Origin of the sequence: Pseudomonas lini (assembly GCF_030812475.1) — a bacterium.
Classification (GTDB): Bacteria; Pseudomonadota; Gammaproteobacteria; order Pseudomonadales; family Pseudomonadaceae; genus Aquipseudomonas; species Aquipseudomonas lini_A.
Genome location: NZ_JAUSSR010000012.1, coordinates 208,564 through 225,497, shown reverse-complemented (window position 1 = coordinate 225,497; position 16,934 = coordinate 208,564). Strand labels below are relative to the sequence as shown.

General features: G+C 59.8%; 17 protein-coding genes. 3 read left to right on the top strand and 14 right to left on the bottom strand.

What is annotated here, in order from left to right:
* Positions 1 to 55: 55 nt before the first annotated feature.
* From J2W17_RS22950 to J2W17_RS22930, 4 genes are all read right to left on the bottom strand, one after another.
* Positions 56 to 1,426 carry a TolC family outer membrane protein gene (locus J2W17_RS22950; protein ID WP_307339813.1) on the bottom strand — a complete coding sequence of 457 codons (1,371 nt, stop codon included), beginning with the start codon at positions 1,424 to 1,426 and terminating at the stop codon, positions 56 to 58.
* Positions 1,427 to 1,944: 518 nt separating this feature from the next.
* Positions 1,945 to 3,843, bottom strand: a complete 1,899-nt coding sequence (gene cysN / locus J2W17_RS22945) for a sulfate adenylyltransferase subunit CysN (RefSeq protein WP_307339810.1) — start codon at positions 3,841 to 3,843, stop codon at positions 1,945 to 1,947.
* 9 nt (positions 3,844 to 3,852) lie between these two features.
* Positions 3,853 to 4,770 (bottom strand): sulfate adenylyltransferase subunit CysD, encoded by a 918-nt coding sequence (cysD, locus tag J2W17_RS22940; protein ID WP_150748204.1) that lies wholly within the window; start codon positions 4,768 to 4,770, stop codon positions 3,853 to 3,855.
* Between the two features lie 237 nt (positions 4,771 to 5,007).
* Entirely contained in the window at positions 5,008 to 5,766 is a 759-nt protein-coding gene (locus tag J2W17_RS22930) for a Nif3-like dinuclear metal center hexameric protein (RefSeq protein WP_307339806.1), read from the bottom strand.
* 102 nt (positions 5,767 to 5,868) lie between these two features.
* Here J2W17_RS22930 and algW point away from each other — a divergent pair, with 102 nt between their 5' ends.
* Positions 5,869 to 7,035: a Do family serine endopeptidase AlgW gene (gene algW, locus J2W17_RS22925; protein ID WP_307339803.1), complete on the top strand. Its 1,167-nt coding sequence runs from the start codon at positions 5,869 to 5,871 to the stop codon at positions 7,033 to 7,035.
* A gap of 124 nt (positions 7,036 to 7,159) precedes the next feature.
* Here the strand turns inward: algW and hisC are convergent, their stop codons facing one another.
* From hisC to J2W17_RS22875, 10 genes are all read right to left on the bottom strand, one after another.
* The gene (hisC, locus tag J2W17_RS22920; protein WP_307339800.1) at positions 7,160 to 8,212 is read right to left on the bottom strand and encodes a histidinol-phosphate transaminase; all 1,053 of its coding nucleotides are present in this window, start codon (positions 8,210 to 8,212) and stop codon (positions 7,160 to 7,162) included.
* Between the two features lie 2 nt (positions 8,213 to 8,214).
* On the bottom strand, positions 8,215 to 9,552 hold the full coding sequence (hisD, locus tag J2W17_RS22915) for a histidinol dehydrogenase (protein WP_154851063.1): 1,338 nt from the start codon (positions 9,550 to 9,552) through the stop codon (positions 8,215 to 8,217).
* A 126-nt stretch (positions 9,553 to 9,678) separates the two neighbouring features.
* A complete protein-coding gene (hisG, locus tag J2W17_RS22910) occupies positions 9,679 to 10,314 on the bottom strand; it encodes an ATP phosphoribosyltransferase (RefSeq protein ID WP_007901570.1) in 636 nt (211 codons plus the stop codon).
* 141 nt (positions 10,315 to 10,455) lie between these two features.
* Positions 10,456 to 11,721 (bottom strand): UDP-N-acetylglucosamine 1-carboxyvinyltransferase, encoded by a 1,266-nt coding sequence (gene murA / locus J2W17_RS22905; protein WP_307339793.1) that lies wholly within the window; start codon positions 11,719 to 11,721, stop codon positions 10,456 to 10,458.
* 22 nt (positions 11,722 to 11,743) lie between these two features.
* Positions 11,744 to 11,995, bottom strand: coding sequence for a BolA family protein (locus tag J2W17_RS22900; protein WP_038978976.1), 252 nt, complete (start codon positions 11,993 to 11,995; stop codon positions 11,744 to 11,746).
* A gap of 114 nt (positions 11,996 to 12,109) precedes the next feature.
* Entirely contained in the window at positions 12,110 to 12,415 is a 306-nt protein-coding gene (locus J2W17_RS22895) for an STAS domain-containing protein (RefSeq protein ID WP_307339785.1), read from the bottom strand.
* Positions 12,412 to 13,065, bottom strand: coding sequence for an MlaC/ttg2D family ABC transporter substrate-binding protein (locus tag J2W17_RS22890; protein ID WP_307339782.1), 654 nt, complete (start codon positions 13,063 to 13,065; stop codon positions 12,412 to 12,414). Before J2W17_RS22890 ends, J2W17_RS22895 begins: the two co-directional genes overlap by 4 nt.
* A gap of 11 nt (positions 13,066 to 13,076) precedes the next feature.
* Positions 13,077 to 13,544 (bottom strand): outer membrane lipid asymmetry maintenance protein MlaD, encoded by a 468-nt coding sequence (mlaD, locus tag J2W17_RS22885; RefSeq protein WP_307339779.1) that lies wholly within the window; start codon positions 13,542 to 13,544, stop codon positions 13,077 to 13,079.
* Entirely contained in the window at positions 13,544 to 14,341 is a 798-nt protein-coding gene (gene mlaE / locus J2W17_RS22880; RefSeq protein WP_307339775.1) for a lipid asymmetry maintenance ABC transporter permease subunit MlaE, read from the bottom strand. Before mlaE ends, mlaD begins: the two co-directional genes overlap by 1 nt.
* Positions 14,341 to 15,150 carry an ATP-binding cassette domain-containing protein gene (locus tag J2W17_RS22875; RefSeq protein ID WP_307339773.1) on the bottom strand — a complete coding sequence of 270 codons (810 nt, stop codon included), beginning with the start codon at positions 15,148 to 15,150 and terminating at the stop codon, positions 14,341 to 14,343. The genes mlaE and J2W17_RS22875 overlap by 1 nt, the downstream gene beginning before the upstream one ends.
* 278 nt (positions 15,151 to 15,428) lie before the next feature.
* Between J2W17_RS22875 and J2W17_RS22870 the strand changes: the two genes are divergently transcribed.
* The gene (locus tag J2W17_RS22870; RefSeq protein WP_307339770.1) at positions 15,429 to 16,403 is read left to right on the top strand and encodes a KpsF/GutQ family sugar-phosphate isomerase; all 975 of its coding nucleotides are present in this window, start codon (positions 15,429 to 15,431) and stop codon (positions 16,401 to 16,403) included.
* Positions 16,403 to 16,927 (top strand): KdsC family phosphatase, encoded by a 525-nt coding sequence (locus tag J2W17_RS22865; protein ID WP_307339768.1) that lies wholly within the window; start codon positions 16,403 to 16,405, stop codon positions 16,925 to 16,927. The genes J2W17_RS22870 and J2W17_RS22865 overlap by 1 nt, the downstream gene beginning before the upstream one ends.
* The last annotated feature ends 7 nt before the right edge of the window (positions 16,928 to 16,934 follow it).

Here is a 16,934-nt window from a genome sequence, read left to right as displayed (position 1 = left end):
GGTCAATCGGAATGCAGCACTAAATGAGATAAAAATCGCCGATATATCGCCCGGATCAAGTTCTCGCAGGACTATCGGGAGGAAGGAAATCCTGTTCAAAATCATAATCCCCGGACAGATAACTGCTCAGGCTTATTAAATCGTCCGGACTTAAAAGGCCCGCCGCCTGTTTGAGCTTCAGCGTATTGATGATGTAGTCATAGCGCGCATTGTTGTACTCCCTGACGATGTTATAAAGCTGGCGTTGCGCATTGAGAACATCCGCAAAGTTTCGAGAGCCCATTTCCCAGCCCACCTGGTTTGCCTGTACCGAGGCTCGACTGGACTGGATGGACTGGCGTCTCGCTGTTACCTGTTCGATATCGGAATTGACGGTGCGATGCAAATTACGAGTTGCCAGCACTGTTTCCCGAAGCCGGTTTTCTTTTTCATATTGACTTTGCGTCAGCTGCTCGGTGGCTTCGCGTACTTGCGAGCGAACCATGCCGCCTGAATACAAGGGGATATTAAGTTCAAGTGCGATACTGCGCTGGGCAATATCATCCCGGTAGTTAGCGCCGCCCGTGACTTCACTATTGCCTTTGCGATAGGAGACCACCGCGTCCAGGGTGGGGGCGAATCCAGCCTTGCGTTGCCGCAGCGTGTGTTCCGCCGCGACTACCGAAAACTGACTGGCTTGCAGGTTCAGGTTTTGTTGTACCGCCTGATTGACCCAGGCGTCCGCTTGCTCGGGTGCCGGCGCCACAATAGGCAGCCGGTGCTGTAGGCCTTCAATCGTCAAATAGTGTTTGTTGGTCAGACGAGACAAGTTCCCGAACGCATCATCCACCTTGCGCTCCGCCAGTTTGCGGTTGGCGCTGGCATTATCGTACGCCGCCTTGGCATCCAGTACGTCGGTGATGTTGGCCGCACCGCTGGCAAGTCGTCCCTGGGCCTGCTGCCGTTGACGCTGCAGAGCTGCTTCCTCTGCCCTGGACGCTGCCACCCTGTCCAGCGCTCGCAGGGTTTCGAAATACGCTTGAGCCACGGTGAGAATCAGTAATTGTTCTTTTGCCAACAGCTCGAATTGATCCTTGGTCAATGTGGCCTGCGTCGCGTCCAGTTGGAACCAGCGATCGGCGCGAAACAACGGTTGTATCAAGTTCGCCTGGAAGGTCGAATCATTGCGAGAACGACTTGAAGAAGAACCCGTTTGGGTGACGGCAACGGATCGTGCCGAGGAATTGAGGGTGGGTAATAATCCGGCGCGGGCCTGAGGTACTTTTTCCTTGAGGGATTCATAGTGATGCCTGGCGGCCAACAACTGGGCATCATTAACTAGTGCTTCTTCGTAAATCGCCATCAGGCGCGCGTGACCAGCATTTACATCCGCTCGCAGCGAAGATGGAAATATTGCAAGCAAGACTGCAAGTGCGATGATTTCCATCAGTACAACGTGTGCGCTCCAGGTTTTAGTCCCCTCCCCCGGCATATTTTGACCCTCCCTAGTTATAATGTTAGTTGCATCCGCTCGATGGAAACGAGGTGTTTCATCTGCTGACAAGACTACCCAGACGTTTGAATCAATGTCAGATACCGACTTCCGAGGCAGTTGTAATACTCATCCGGTAAATAATGATCAATTGAGTCGTTACGAATAGGAAAAGGTTACGAAGGAAGTTTTCCTACAGCCTTGAAGTTTTCGGACTACTTTTGGCTGGGGAAGCTTGGGTGTTGTGGCAGATGCGTTGTGAGTTACCTGAAAGGTCTTGAGTTGTTTGTACCGGCCTCTTCGCTGGCAAGCCAGCTCCTACAGGGTCCGCGTCGTACGATGAAGGTGCGATAACACGCATCCTGCAGGGGCTGGCTTGTCGGATCGCCGTATCGCAGCGAAAGCGATATCACGGCCATAAAAAAACCCGCCGATGATCACTCATCGGCGGGTTTTTTATTAACGGCTAACGCTTAGATCGCGCCACGCTGACGCAGCAGATCCAGCACTTGCTTGACGCTTTCTTCCAGGGACAGCGACTGGGTGTCGACCACGAGGTCGGCGTCCAGTGGCACGTCGTACGGGAAGGATTCGCCCGGGATGTTGTCCCCGGCCGCCGCGTACAGGCCTTGCGGGTCACGCTCGGCACAGACCGTCGGCGAGGCCTGGACGTAGACCGTCAGCAGACGTTCCTTGCCGATCAGCTCCCTGGCCTGCTCACGACCTTCGGCACTTGGCGCCACGAAGGCTGCCAGGGTGACCAGGCCGGCTTCGTTGAATTGACGCGCGACGTGCGCGGCACGACGCCAGTTCTCGGTACGCCCGGCGCGATCCTGTGGCAGACCTTTGTTCAGGTCGTGACGCAGGTTCTGGCCATCGAGTACGAACACCGCACGGCCCATGTCGAACAGCTTGCGTTCAACCGCGTAGGCCAGTGTGCTTTTGCCAGCGCCGGACAAGCCGCTGAACAGCACGGTGGCCGGTTGCTGGCCGAAGCGCTGGGCGCGTTCTTCGGTGGCGACGTGGGCCAGTTTGCCGTGGTGGGTGCTGCTGCCATGGCTCAACGGCTGGGCGATGATCATGCCGGCGGCGACGGTGCCATTGGTCAGACGGTCGATGACGATGAACGAACCGGTGGTGCGGTTGCTCGCGTAACCGTCCAGCGCGATGGCCGCGTCGAGGCTGACCTTGACCCGACCGATCTCGTTCAGTTGCAACGAACTGGCCGGGCCTTCTTCCAGGGTGTTCACGTCAACGCGGTTGACGATGCTGGTGATCGAACCCGGTACGTAGCTGGTGGCGCGCTTGATGTCGTATTTCTTGCCCGGCAACATCGGCTCTTCGGCCATCCATACCAGCATGGCGTCGAAGGCGTCTGTCACTTGCGGCTGGTTGTCGGCGTGCACCAGCAAGTCGCCGCGGGAGATGTCGATCTCGTCTTCCATGGTCAGCGTGACAGCCTGGCCAGGACCTGCGTGTTCCAGCTCACCTTCGAAGGTGACGATGGATTTCACGCGACTGCTCTTGCCCGACGGCAGGACCACGACTTCATCGCCCTTGTGCACGATGCCGCTGGCCAGGGTGCCGGCGAAACCACGGAAGTTCAGGTTCGGACGGTTGACGTACTGCACCGGGAAACGCAGGTCGGCGTAGTTGCGGTCGCTGGCGATTTCGACGGTTTCGAGGATCTCCATCAGCGACTGGCCGGTGTACCACGGCGAGCGCTCGGACCTGTTCACCACGTTGTCGCCTTTCAATGCCGACATCGGCACGAAGGCCATGGTGGTCGGCTTGAACGCGATACCGTCGGCGAACTTCAGGTAATCGGCCTTGATCGACTCGAAAACTGTTTCGTCGAAGCCGTTGAGGTCCATCTTGTTGATGGCGACCACGATGTGCTTGATGCCCAGCAACGAGGCGATGAAGCTGTGGCGACGGGTCTGGGTCTGCACGCCGTAACGGGCGTCGACCAGGATGATCGCCAGGTCACAGGTGGACGCACCGGTGGCCATGTTGCGGGTGTACTGTTCATGGCCGGGGGTGTCGGCGATGATGAACTTGCGCTTGGCGGTGGAGAAATAGCGATAGGCGACATCGATGGTGATGCCCTGCTCACGCTCGGCCTGCAGGCCGTCGACCAGCAAGGCCAGGTCGACGTCTTCACCGGTGGTGCCGACTTTTTTCGAGTCGCGGGTGATGGCTTCCAGGTGATCTTCGTAGATCATCTTGGAGTCGTGCAGCAGGCGCCCGATCAGGGTGCTCTTGCCGTCGTCGACGTTGCCACAGGTCAGGAAGCGCAGCATTTCCTTGCGTTCGTGCTGGCCCAGGTAGGCGAGGATGTCCTCGCTGATCAAATCAGATACGTGCGACATGACAACCCCTTAGAAATAACCCTGACGTTTCTTTTCTTCCATCGAGCCTGCGCCATCGTGGTCGATGACCCGGCCCTGGCGTTCGGAAGTTCGCGTCAGGAGCATTTCCTGAATGATGTCGGTCAGGCTGGTGGCCTCGGACTCGACCGCACCGGTCAACGGGTAGTCGCCCAGCGTGCGGAAACGCACCTTCTTCTTGACGATGCGCGCCTTGTCTTCGTCGCTCAGGTGATTGAGCAGGCGTTCGTCGTCGATCATGATCCAGGTGCCATTCATCTCGATGACGTCGCGTTCGGCGGCGAAATACAGCGGCACGATCGGGATGCCTTCGAGGTAGATGTACTGCCAGATGTCCAGTTCGGTCCAGTTCGACAATGGGAACACACGAATGGATTCGCCCTTGTTGACGTTGCCGTTGTAGACGTTCCACAACTCCGGGCGCTGGTTTTTCGGATCCCAGCGGTGCTTGGTGTCACGGAAGGAGTACACGCGCTCTTTGGCGCGGGACTTCTCTTCGTCGCGACGGGCACCGCCGAACGCGGCGTCGAAACCGTACTTGTCGAGGGCCTGTTTAAGGCCTTCGGTTTTCATGATATCGGTGTGCTTGGCACTGCCGTGGGTCAGCGGGTTGATGCCCTGCGCCACACCCTCGGGATTGACGTGCACCAGCAGGTCCAGTCCAAGTTCTTCGACCATGCGGTCGCGGAACGCGTACATTTCCTTGAACTTCCACCGGGTGTCGACGTGCATCACCGGGAACGGCAGTTTGCCCGGGAAGAATGCCTTGCGCGCGAGGTGCAGCATTACGGCGGAGTCTTTACCGACGGAGTACAGCATCACCGGGTTATCGAACTCGGCGGCGACCTCGCGGATGATGTGGATGCTTTCGGCCTCCAGCTGTTTCAGATGCGTCAGTTTGTCGACCATGGCTACTCACGAAAACGATCTTATGGACGGCCAGCGGGCCGTGTTCGAGCGGGGAATCCTAGCACAGCGTCCTCTTCTAATCAGGACGCAGGCTAGATCGAAAGGGTATATGAATATACCCATGTGGGAGCGAGCCTGCTCGCGATGGTCGCCAACGATGACGCGGGAAAACGGGCACCCCGCGGTGTTCTCGGGTTTTTCGCGAGCAGGCTCGCTCCCACAGTGGATCGGGGGTATTCAAATCGGATTCGGGCAATCGATGAAGATGTGCTCCAGGGCAAACCGCCGTGCCAGGTAATCACCCAACGCCTGCACACCATAACGCTCGGTGGCGTGGTGGCCGGCGGCGATGAAGCTGATGTCGTTTTCCCGGGCGCTATGAAAGGTCTGTTCGGAGGCTTCACCGGACAGGTACAGATCGACGCCGGCCAACACTGCCTGGTCAATGTAACCCTGGCCGCCACCGGTGCACCAACCCACCCGACGAATCATCTCGCCACCTTCGATCAACAACGGCTCACGGCCCATGACTTCCTGCACGCGTCGGGCGAAATCCCGCGGGGTCACTGGTTCATTCAATGAGCCGACCAGGCCGACGACCTTGAGGTTGTCCGGGTCCAGCGGGCCTTCGACCGTGATGTCCAGCTGTCGCGCCAGCTGCACGTTGTTCCCGACTTCGGGATGCAGATCCAGCGGCAGGTGGTAGGACAGCAGGCTGATATCGTGCCTGAGCAGGGTCTTCAGGCGACGCTGCTTCATGCCGGTGATGCACGGATTCTCGCCTTTCCAGAAATAGCCATGATGCACCAGCACCAGGTCGGCTTTGGCTTCGACGGCGGCGTCGAGCAGCGCCTGGCTGGCGGTGACGCCACTGACGATGCGCATCACCTGCGGCCGGCCTTCGACCTGCAAGCCGTTGGGGCAGTAATCGGCAATCCTGGCGCTGTTGAGGTAACGGTCGGCTTCTTCGACCAGGGTGCTCAGGGCGACGGCCATAAAAGACTCCTAAATATCCCGTTCAGAGGCACGCTTGGCCTCGTATAATGCGCGACATTATGGGCGGTCTCATACCGCCTGCAACCTGTCAGGACGTGCTTAATGCTCAAGGCGCTGCGTTTTTCCGGCTGGCCGCTGTTGGCCGGCGTGCTTATCGCTTTATTGATCATCCAGCGTTACCCGCAGTGGGTCGGCCTCCCGAGCCTCGATGTCAACCTGCAGCAAGCCCCGCAAACCACCATCATGCAACAGGGCCCGGTGTCCTACGCCGATGCGGTGACCACGGCCGCGCCGTCGGTCGTCAACCTGTACACCACCAAGGTCATCAACAAACCCAACCATCCGCTGTTCGAGGATCCGCAGTTCCGCCGTTTCTTCGGCGACAACTCGCCCAAACAGAAGCGTATGGAGTCGAGCCTCGGTTCGGGGGTGATCATGAGCCCGGAAGGCTATTTGCTCACCAACAACCATGTGACCAGCGGTGCCGACCAGATCGTAGTCGCCTTGAAGGATGGCCGGGAAACCCTGGCCCGGGTGATCGGCAGCGACCCGGAAACCGATCTCGCGGTGCTGAAGATCGACTTGAAGCACCTGCCCTCGATCACCGTTGGCCGTTCCGACAATATCCGCATCGGCGACGTGGCCCTGGCCATCGGCAACCCGTTCGGCGTCGGCCAGACCGTGACCATGGGCATCATCAGCGCCACCGGGCGCAATCAGTTGGGCTTGAACAATTACGAAGACTTCATCCAGACCGATGCCGCGATCAATCCGGGCAACTCCGGCGGAGCGCTGGTGGATGCCAACGGCAACCTGACCGGCATCAACACGGCGATCTTTTCCAAGTCCGGCGGTTCGCAGGGCATCGGTTTCGCCATTCCGGTCAAGTTGGCCATGGACGTGATGAAGTCGATCATCGAACACGGCCAGGTGATCCGGGGCTGGCTCGGCATCGAAGTGCAGCCGCTGACCCAGGAATTGGCGGAATCCTTTGGTCTGTCGGGACGGCCCGGGATCGTGGTCGCGGGGATTTTCCGTGACGGCCCGGCGCAGAAGGCCGGCCTGCAACTGGGCGACGTGATCCTAGCCATTGACGGTGAACCGGCGGGAGATGGTCGTCGCTCGATGAACCAGGTGGCGCGGATCAAGCCAACCGACAAGGTCACGATCGAGGTGATGCGCAACGGCAAGGAGCTCAAGCTCACGGCGGAGATCGGCCTGCGTCCGCCGCCGGCACCAGCGCCGGCCAAAGAGAAAGAACAAGAGTAAACAGCAACACAAAACCCCTGTAGGAGCTGGCTTGCCAGCGAAGAGGCCATCAGATTCAACGATGATGTTGACTGGTAGACCGCCTTCGCTGGCAAGCCAGCTCCTACAGGGACCGAGGCGTGGTTTAGAGGTCGGCCAGGCCGTCGATCAGCGCCTGGTTCTGCTCAGGCGTACCGATGCTGATCCGCAGGAACTGGGCAATCCGCTCCTGCTTGAAGTGTCGAACGATTACACCCTGCTCGCGCAACTTCGCCGCCAGGCCCGCCGCATCATGCTGCGGATGACGGGCGAATATGAAGTTCGCCGCCGAAGGCAACACCTCAAAGCCCTTCGCCTCCAATTGCCCGACCACCTTGTCGCGACTCTCGATCACCCAGCGGCAGGTCTTGTCGAAGTGCTCGCGATCCTCGAACGCTGCCGCCGCGCCGACAATCGCCAGGCGGTCCAGCGGATAGGAGTTGAAGCTGTTCTTGATCCGCTCCAGCGCTTCGATCAGGTCCGGATGCCCCACCGCCAGCCCTACCCGCAGCCCGGCCAGAGAACGGGACTTGGACAGGGTTTGAGTCACCAGCAGGTTCGGATAACGGTCCACCAGGGTGATTGCCGTCTCGCCACCAAAGTCGATGTAAGCCTCGTCCACCACGACCACCGTATCCGGGCTGGCCTTGAGGATTTGCTCCACGGCATCCAGCGCCAGCAGGCAACCGGTCGGCGCGTTCGGGTTCGGGAAGATGATCCCGCCATTCGGCTTGGCGTAGTCCGCCGGATCGATCTGGAACTGCTCGTCCAGCGGTACCGCGTCGAAGGCGATGCCGTACAAGCCGCAGTAGACCGGGTAGAAGCTGTAGCTGATGTCCGGGAACAGCAGCGGCTGATCGTGTTGCAGCAGACCGTGGAAGATGTGCGCCAGGACTTCATCGGAACCGTTGCCGAGGAACACCTGATTGCTCTGTACGCCGTAGTAGTTGGCGACTGCGTTTTTCAGCAGATCGCTGTTCGGGTCCGGGTACAGGCGCAAGTTGTCGTTCAGTTCGACCTGCATCGCCGCCAGGGCCTTGGGCGATGGGCCGTACGGATTTTCATTGGTATTGAGCTTCACCAGCTTGGCCAGTTTCGGCTGTTCGCCCGGGACGTAAGGCACGAGGTTCTTGACGAACGGGCTCCAGAATTTACTCATGTTCAGTTCCCCTGCCCTTGTGGAAAGTCTTCGTCGACGATGCGGTATTCGGCGCTGCGCGCGTGGGCGGTCAACGACTCGCCACGGGCCAGCACGGAAGCGGTCTTGCCCAGTTCGGACGCACCCTGCTCGGAGCAGAAGATGATCGACGAGCGTTTCTGGAAGTCGTACACACCCAGCGGCGAAGAGAATCGCGCGGTGCCGGAAGTCGGCAGCACGTGGTTCGGACCCGCGCAGTAATCGCCAAGGGCTTCAGACGTGTGACGGCCCATGAAGATCGCGCCGGCGTGACGGATCTGCGGCAGCCAGGCTTGCGGGTCGGCAACGGACAATTCCAAATGCTCCGGTGCGATACGGTTGGCCACTTCGATGGCCTGGTCCATGTCACGAACCTTGATCAGCGCGCCACGGCCATTGATCGAGGTTTCGATGATCTCGGCACGTTCCATGGTCGGCAGCAGCCTGGCGATGCTGGCGGCGACCTGGTCGAGGAACCCGGCGTCCGGGCTGACCAGGATCGCCTGGGCGTCTTCGTCGTGCTCGGCCTGGGAGAACAGGTCCATGGCGATCCAGTCCGGATCGGTCTTGCCGTCGCAAACCACGAGGATTTCCGAGGGACCGGCGATCATGTCGATACCGACCTGGCCGAACACGTGGCGCTTGGCAGTGGCAACATAGATGTTGCCCGGCCCGACCACCTTGTCGACCTTCGGCACGCTTTCGGTGCCGTATGCCAGTGCGGCAACCGCCTGGGCGCCACCGATGGTGAACACGCGATCGACACCGGCGATGCAGGCCGCGGCCAGCACCAGTTCGTTGATTTCACCCCGAGGGGTCGGCACGACCATGACCACTTCGGTCACGCCGGCGACCTTGGCCGGAATCGCGTTCATCAGCACCGAGGACGGGTACGACGCCTTGCCGCCCGGGACGTACAGGCCGGCGCGATCCAGCGGCGTGACCTTCTGGCCGAGCACGGTGCCATCGGCTTCGGTGTAGCTCCAGGATTCCTGCTTCTGCTTTTCGTGGTAACTGCGCACACGGGCCGCGGCTTTTTCCAGGGCTTCGCGCTGGGGCACGGTGATCCGCGTCAGGGCCAGTTCCAGGCGTTCGCGCGGCAGGATCAGGTCGGCCATGGAGGCAACGTCCAGGCCGTCGAATTGCCGGGTGTAGTCCACCAGCGCCGCATCGCCACGCTCACGCACGGTCTTGATGATGTCCAGCACGCGCTGATTGACCGAGTCGTCGGACACACTTTCCCAGCTCAGCAGATGATCCAGATGATGTGCGAAATCCGGGTCAGCAGCGTCGAGTCGGCGAATTGCAGTCGGTGCGGTCATAGCGAGAGCCTCATAGAATTGGCAAAAACTCAGGCGCCCTAACTTAGCAGTCGTTTCCGCTTGGGCACCTGAGAATTCTGGCTATGAGGCGGATAGACGGGCGCGACTCAGCGTCGCGCAGGTGAATCAGCCGCGGTGTCGAGACTCCACTGCCTTGCGCAGGGTGTCGATCAACGCCTGGATACGGGCATGCTGCATTTTCATCGAGGCCTTGTTGACGATCAGGCGGGAGCTGATGTCGGCGATGAAATCCTGGGGTTCCAGGCCATTGGCGCGCAGGGTGTTGCCGGTGTCGACCACGTCGATGATCTTGTCCGCCAGACCGATCAGCGGCGCCAGCTCCATCGAGCCGTAAAGCTTGATGATATCGACCTGACGGCCCTGTTCGGCATAGTAGCGCTTGGCGACGTTGACGAACTTGGTCGCCACCCGCAAACGGCCCTTGGGCTCGACATCGCCGACACGGCCGGCGGTCATCAGCTTGCAGAGGGCAATCCGCAGATCCAGAGGCTCGTACAAACCCTGGCCGCCATATTCCATCAGCACATCTTTACCTGCGACACCAAGGTCGGCGGCGCCATGCTCGACGTACGTCGGCACATCGGTGGCGCGCACGATCAACAGGCGCACATCGGCCTGGGTCGTGGGAATGATCAGCTTGCGGCTCTTGTCCGGATTCTCGGTCGGCACGATGCCCGCTTCAGCCAGAAGCGGCAGGGTGTCGTCAAGGATGCGGCCCTTGGACAGTGCGATGGTCAACATGGGAAACGTCAGTCCTTATCAAGGTACTCATGCCCGGTCGCAAACGACGCCGGACACACGTCGAGGCTTTCTTAATTACGAAAAGACACCCTCGACTTCGAACAAATCAACGGGCACGTCCCTGTGCCCATGCCACAGAAACTAGCCCGGTACGCGGCGGATCTTGGCGCCGAGCATCTGCAGTTTCTCTTCGATGCACTCGTAACCACGGTCTATGTGGTAGATGCGATCGATCAGGGTATCGCCTTCGGCGATCAGCGCCGAGATCACCAGGCTGGCCGATGCACGCAGGTCGGTGGCCATCACTGGCGCGCCCTTGAGCTTCTCGGTCCCGGTGACGATGGCAGTGTTGCCTTCGACCTGGATCTTGGCGCCCATGCGGTGCAGTTCGTACACGTGCATGAAGCGGTTTTCGAAGATCGTCTCGATCACGGCACCGGTGCCTTCGGCAATGGCGTTGAGGGAGATGAACTGCGCCTGCATGTCGGTCGGGAACGCCGGGTACGGAGCGGTACGCACGTTGACGGCTTTCGGCCGCTTGCCATGCATGTTCAGCTCGATCCAGTCTTCACCGCAGGTGATTTCGGCACCCGACTCGCGGAGCTTTTCCAGGACGGCTTCGAGGATGGTCGGATCCGTGTCCTTGACCTTCACACGACCGCCGGTGACCGCCGCGGCCACCAGGTAGGTGCCCGTCTCGATACGGTCAGGCATGACCTTGTAAGTGGTCGGGTGCAGACGCTCGACGCCATCGATGGTGATGGTGTCGGTGCCGGCGCCAGTGATCTTGGCGCCCATAGCATTCAGGAAGTTCGCCAGGTCGATGACTTCAGGCTCGCGAGCGGCGTTTGCCAGCACGCTGCGGCCCCTGGCCAGTGCGGCGGCCATCATGATGTTCTCGGTGCCGGTCACACTGACGGTATCGAAGAAGAAGTGCGCACCGCGCAGGCCGCCTTCAGGGGCCTTGGCCTTGATGTAGCCGCCTTCGACGTCGATGATTGCACCCATGGCCTCAAGGCCGCGGATGTGCAGGTCAACCGGACGCGAACCGATGGCGCAACCGCCAGGCAGTGCGACTTCGGCTTCACCGAAACGGGCTACCATTGGGCCCAGTACCAGGATCGACGCACGCATGGTTTTAACCAGTTCGTACGGGGCGATCAGGGTCTTGATGGTGCGCGGGTCGATTTCGACGCTGAGCTTTTCGTCGATCACCGGTTCGATGCCCATGCGCCCGAACAGCTCGATCATGGTGGTGATGTCGTGCAGGTGCGGCAGGTTGGCAACGGTCACCGGGCCATCGCACAGCAAGGTGGCAGCCAGGATCGGCAGGGCAGAGTTCTTTGCCCCGGAAATGCGGATTTCGCCATCAAGGCGAACGCCACCGGTAATTATCAATTTATCCATAAGAATCTCGACGCCCTTGGGCTCAGGTGCGCTCGGCCCAGGCCGCGCTGCTGAAAAATTTCATAGTGACCGCATGGATGCTGCCATCGGTGATCCATGGGTTCAAATGGGCATAGATCTGCTGCTGACGCTTCACCGGGCTCAACGCCGCCAGTTCATCGCTAATCACGTTCAGCTGAAAGTTGCAGCCTTCGCCCTCAACTTCTACCTGCACTTGTGACAGAGAATCGGACAGCTTTCCTTCAAGGAAGCTCTTTACTTCGTTGGCCTGCATGCTCAACCTCAATCGGCGCCCTGTGCGCGCGGGTCGGACATCATACAAAAAAGCCCCGCGCCTGCGAACCCCGCTAAGCAGGACTCTGACGGGGGGCTTGTTCATAGATGTTGGTTAGGTTTGCGCCAACAGCTCGGTCAATTCGCTGACCTGAGCGATTTCACGCATGTCTTCGGGCATTCCACGGATGCTCCACGCCTTGCCGGCCGCCTCTGCATCACGCATGAAGCACAGCAACAGCGACAAGCCGACACTGCTGGACTTCAACACGGCCGAACAATCGACCACCAACGTAGCCGCCTTGCTGGACTTGATCAGCGCCTGGCCCTGCTTGCGCAAGCCGGGACCGGTGCGGTAGTCCAGCATGCCGCTGACCAGCAACTCGCCGGCATCGTTCATGCGAATGGCCGATACGCTCATTGAACTGGCTTCACGGCAGCCTTGTCGGTGACGTCCTTGGCTTTGGCGACTTCACCGGCCCAATTGTCGATGGTCTTGTCCAGGTCGTTGCCATTGCGCTGCATCGCATCGGTGAACTGATCGCGGAACAGCTTGCCGATGTTGATGCCGTTGATGATCACGTTGCGCACTTTCCACTCGCCGTTGATTTTCTCAAGTGTATAGGACACAGGATAGATCGAACCGCTGCTGCCCTTGACCTGCATGTCGACGCTGGTCCGGGTGCCGCTTTCGTCCTTGGCCGGCGAAACGGTGATGCCCTGGTTGTTGTATTCGAGCAAGGCGTTGCCATAGAACTGCATCAGGCTGCGCTTGAAGTTTTCCTGGAAGCGCTGCATTTGCTCAGGCGTGGCCTTGCGCGAGTATTTCACGGTCATGATGCTGCGGGATATCCCGTCGGCATCGACCACCGGCCCGACGATACCGTTCAGCGCATCGTAGAAGTCCTTCGGGCTTTGCTTGTATTTTTCCTTGTTGGCAGCCAGGTCGGCCAGCAACCGGGTAGTCGTGTCCTGAATCAGTTCGTGCGCTGACGGCGCCGCCACGGCGTTAGCCATCAACGGCAAGGCCGCGAGCAATATCAACAGGCCACGTCGCAAGGTAGAGATCATTCAAAAACTCCTCATTTGGCTTCTTTGCTAACGGTATTGAGCAGGAATTTACCTATCAGGTCCTCAAGCACCAGCGACGACTGGGTGTCGTGGATGGTCCCGCCATCCTTGAGCAAGCCTTCTTCGCCGCCCACGCTGATACCGATGTATTTCTCGCCCAACAGGCCAGCGGTCAGGATAGATGCAGTGGAGTCGGTCGGCAGGTTATTCACCGATTTTTCAAGCTGCATGGTCACTCTGCCGGTGAAACTGTCGCGGTCCAGATCGATCGCCGTGACCTTGCCGATGGTCACACCGGCCATGGTCACCTTAGCTCTGACCGTCAAACCGGCGATATTGTCGAAATAGGCATAAAGTTTATACGTATCGGTCGTTGCGCTCGGGGACAGGCCACTCACCCGCAACGCCAGCAACAGCAAAGCCAGGATGCCAGCCAGCAAGAAAAGGCCGACACCGATTTCCAGGGTGCGGTTTTGCATCAGAAATCTCCAAACATCAAGGCGGTCAGAATAAAGTCCAGGCCGAGTACTGCCAAAGAGGCATACACCACGGTCTTGGTAGTGGCACGACTGATCCCCTCGGAAGTGGGCTCGCAGTCATAGCCTTGGAATACGGCGATCCAGGTCACGACAAAGGCGAAGACGATGCTTTTGATGATGCCGTTGAGCACATCGTCGGCAAAGGTCACGCTGTTCTGCATGTTCGACCAGTAGGAGCCTTCATAGACACCCAGCCAGTCAACGGCCACCCACGAACCACCCCAGATACCCACCACGCTGAAAATCATCGCCAGCACCGGCAGGGAAATGAAGCCGGCCCACAGGCGCGGGGCGATGATGTACTTGAGCGGATCGACACCGATCATTTCCAGGCTGGACAATTGCTCGGTGGATTTCATGTTGCCGATTTCGGCCGTCAGGGCCGAACCTGCGCGCCCGGCGAACAGCAAGGCGGTGACCACCGGCCCCAGTTCACGCAACAGCGTCAGGGCAACCATCTGCCCGACCGCCTGCTCCGACCCGTAGCTGGACAGGATGTTGAAGCCTTGCAGCGCCAGCACCATGCCGATGAACACCCCCGAGACCACGATGATCACCAGGGACATCACGCCCACCGAATGCAATTGCTTGACCAGCAGCCCGAAACCGCCGCCGATACCGCCGCGACCGAACAAGGCATGAAACAGAAATATCGCCGAACGGCCAAACACGCCCAGCACATCGATGCCGGAATGGCCGAAGCGGCGCACTCGTTCTATCACTGAAATCTTGCGCATCAACGCTTCCCCAGAAGATCTGCGCGGTAATCCGTCGCTGGAAAGTGATAGGCGACCGGTCCGTCAGGCTCTCCCGTCATGAACTGACGGATACGGGGCTCACTGGAATTCATCAATTCGTCAGGCGTGCCCTGCCCCAATACCTGCCCGTCGCCCACCACATAGATGTAGTCGGAGATGCTCGCCGTCTCGGCCAGGTCGTGGGACACCACGATGCTGGTGATGCCCAGCGCATCGTTGAGCAGGCGGATCAGGCGCACCAGCACGCCCATGGCGATCGGGTCCTGGCCGACAAAGGGCTCGTCATACATGAGGATCTGCGGATCGAGGGCAATCGCCCGGGCCAGCGCGACACGGCGCTTCATGCCGCCGGACAGTTCGTCAGGCATCAGGTCGATGGCGCCACGCAAGCCCACGGCCTGCAATTTGAGCAGGACGATGTCCCGGATCATTTCTTCCGGAAGCTCGGTATGAACCCGTAGCGGAAAGGCGACGTTCTCGAACACATCGAGATCGGTGAACAGCGCACCGCTCTGAAACAGCACACCCATGTGCTTGCGCGCATCGAACAGGTCGCTGCGAGACAGTTTCGGCAGGTTCTGACCGTTGACCCAGACCTCGCCCTTGGTCGGACGCAACTGGGCGCCCATCAAACGCAACAGTGTGGTCTTGCCACACCCGGAAGGCCCCATGATGCCGGTGACCTTGCCGCGCGGTATACGGATATCGACGTTATTGAAAATGCTGCGCGCACCGCGCTTGAAGGTCAGTCCCTTCAGCTCGACCGCGTAGGCGTTATCGGCACTCATCTAAACTCCTTGCGATGCAGCCTCTCACTCGGACGCCTGACTTTCTTGCGAAAGCACATGCCTCCCCGGGCAGGGCCGAACTGGCGGCGAACTATATCACTGCAAAGGCCAAGCGCCCAAGGCCCACGCCGGTCCATGTTCCGCAACATGGCAGGGTAAAAGTGTGTATTGGGAGGGATTAAGTAACAGGGAGTGACAAAGCACGACGAACTTGCGTGAGGCTTTCGATCATAACCGTTATAATCGCCGCCTTTTCATCAGGCTATACGATTTCCGACATGAGCCAATCCAGCGACCTGATTCAGTCTGCACAACGCACCATCCGCCTCGAACTGGAAGCCGTCACCGGCTTGTTGCCCCGTATCGACGCGGATTTCGTACGCGCTTGCGAGACGATTCTGGCCAGCAAGGGCCGCGTGGTCGTGGTCGGCATGGGCAAATCAGGGCACATCGGCAACAAGATTGCCGCCACCCTGGCCAGCACCGGCACCACGGCTTTTTTCGTGCACCCGGCCGAAGCCAGCCACGGCGACATGGGCATGATCACCCGCGACGACGTGATCCTGGCACTGTCGAACTCCGGCTCGACCAATGAAATCGTGACCCTGCTGCCACTGATCAAGCGCCTGGGCATCCAGCTGATCAGCATGACCGGCAACCCCGACTCGCCGCTGGCCAAGGCCGCCGAGGTCAACCTCAACGTGCACGTCGAACACGAAGCCTGCCCGTTGAACCTGGCACCGACGTCGTCGACTACCGCAGCCCTGGTGATGGGCGACGCCCTGGCCGTTGCGCTGCTCGAAGCCCGGGGCTTCACTGCTGAAGATTTCGCCTTTTCCCATCCCGGCGGCGCCCTTGGCCGACGCTTGTTGCTGAAAGTGGAAAACGTCATGCACGCCGGGCAGGAACTGCCGCAGGTCCAGCGCGGCACCCTGCTCAAGGACGCGCTGATGGAAATGACCCGCAAAGGCCTGGGCATGACAGTGATCCTGGAAGCCGACGGCAAACTCGCCGGGATCTTCACCGACGGCGATTTGCGCCGTACCCTGGACCGCGCCATCGACATCCATCACGCCACCATCGACCAGGTCATGACCGTGCATGGCAAGACGGCTCGCGCCGAAATGCTGGCCGCCGAAGCCCTGAAAATCATGGAAGACCATCGAATCAACGCACTGGTGGTGGTGGACAAGGAGGACCGTCCGATCGGCGCCTTCAACCTGTCCGATCTGCTGCGTGCAGGAGTAATGTAATGACCAACGATCTGCTGGAACGCGGCAAGAACATCAAGCTGGCGATATTCGACGTCGATGGCGTACTGACCGACGGACGCCTGTACTTCCTGGAAGACGGCAGCGAATTCAAGACCTTCAACACACTCGACGGCCAGGGCATCAAGATGTTGATGGCAGCCGGCGTGCAGACCGCTATCATCAGCGGGCGCAAGACCCCGGTGGTCGAGCGACGGGCGAAGAACCTCGGCATTCCCCACCTGTATCAGGGTCGCGAAGACAAACTGGTGGTGCTCGACGAGCTTCTGGCCCAACTCGACCTAAGCTATGAACAGGTCGCCTACCTCGGCGACGATTTGCCTGACCTGCCGGTCATTCGCCGCGTCGGACTGGGCATGGCGGTAGCCAGTGCCGCCAGTTTCGTGCGTGAACACGCCCACGGCATCACCCAGGCCCGTGGCGGCGAAGGTGCCGCTCGCGAATTCTGCGAATTGATCCTGCGTGCCCAGGGCCGTCTCGATGCGGCCAATGCCGCGTACCTGTGAGCCCATT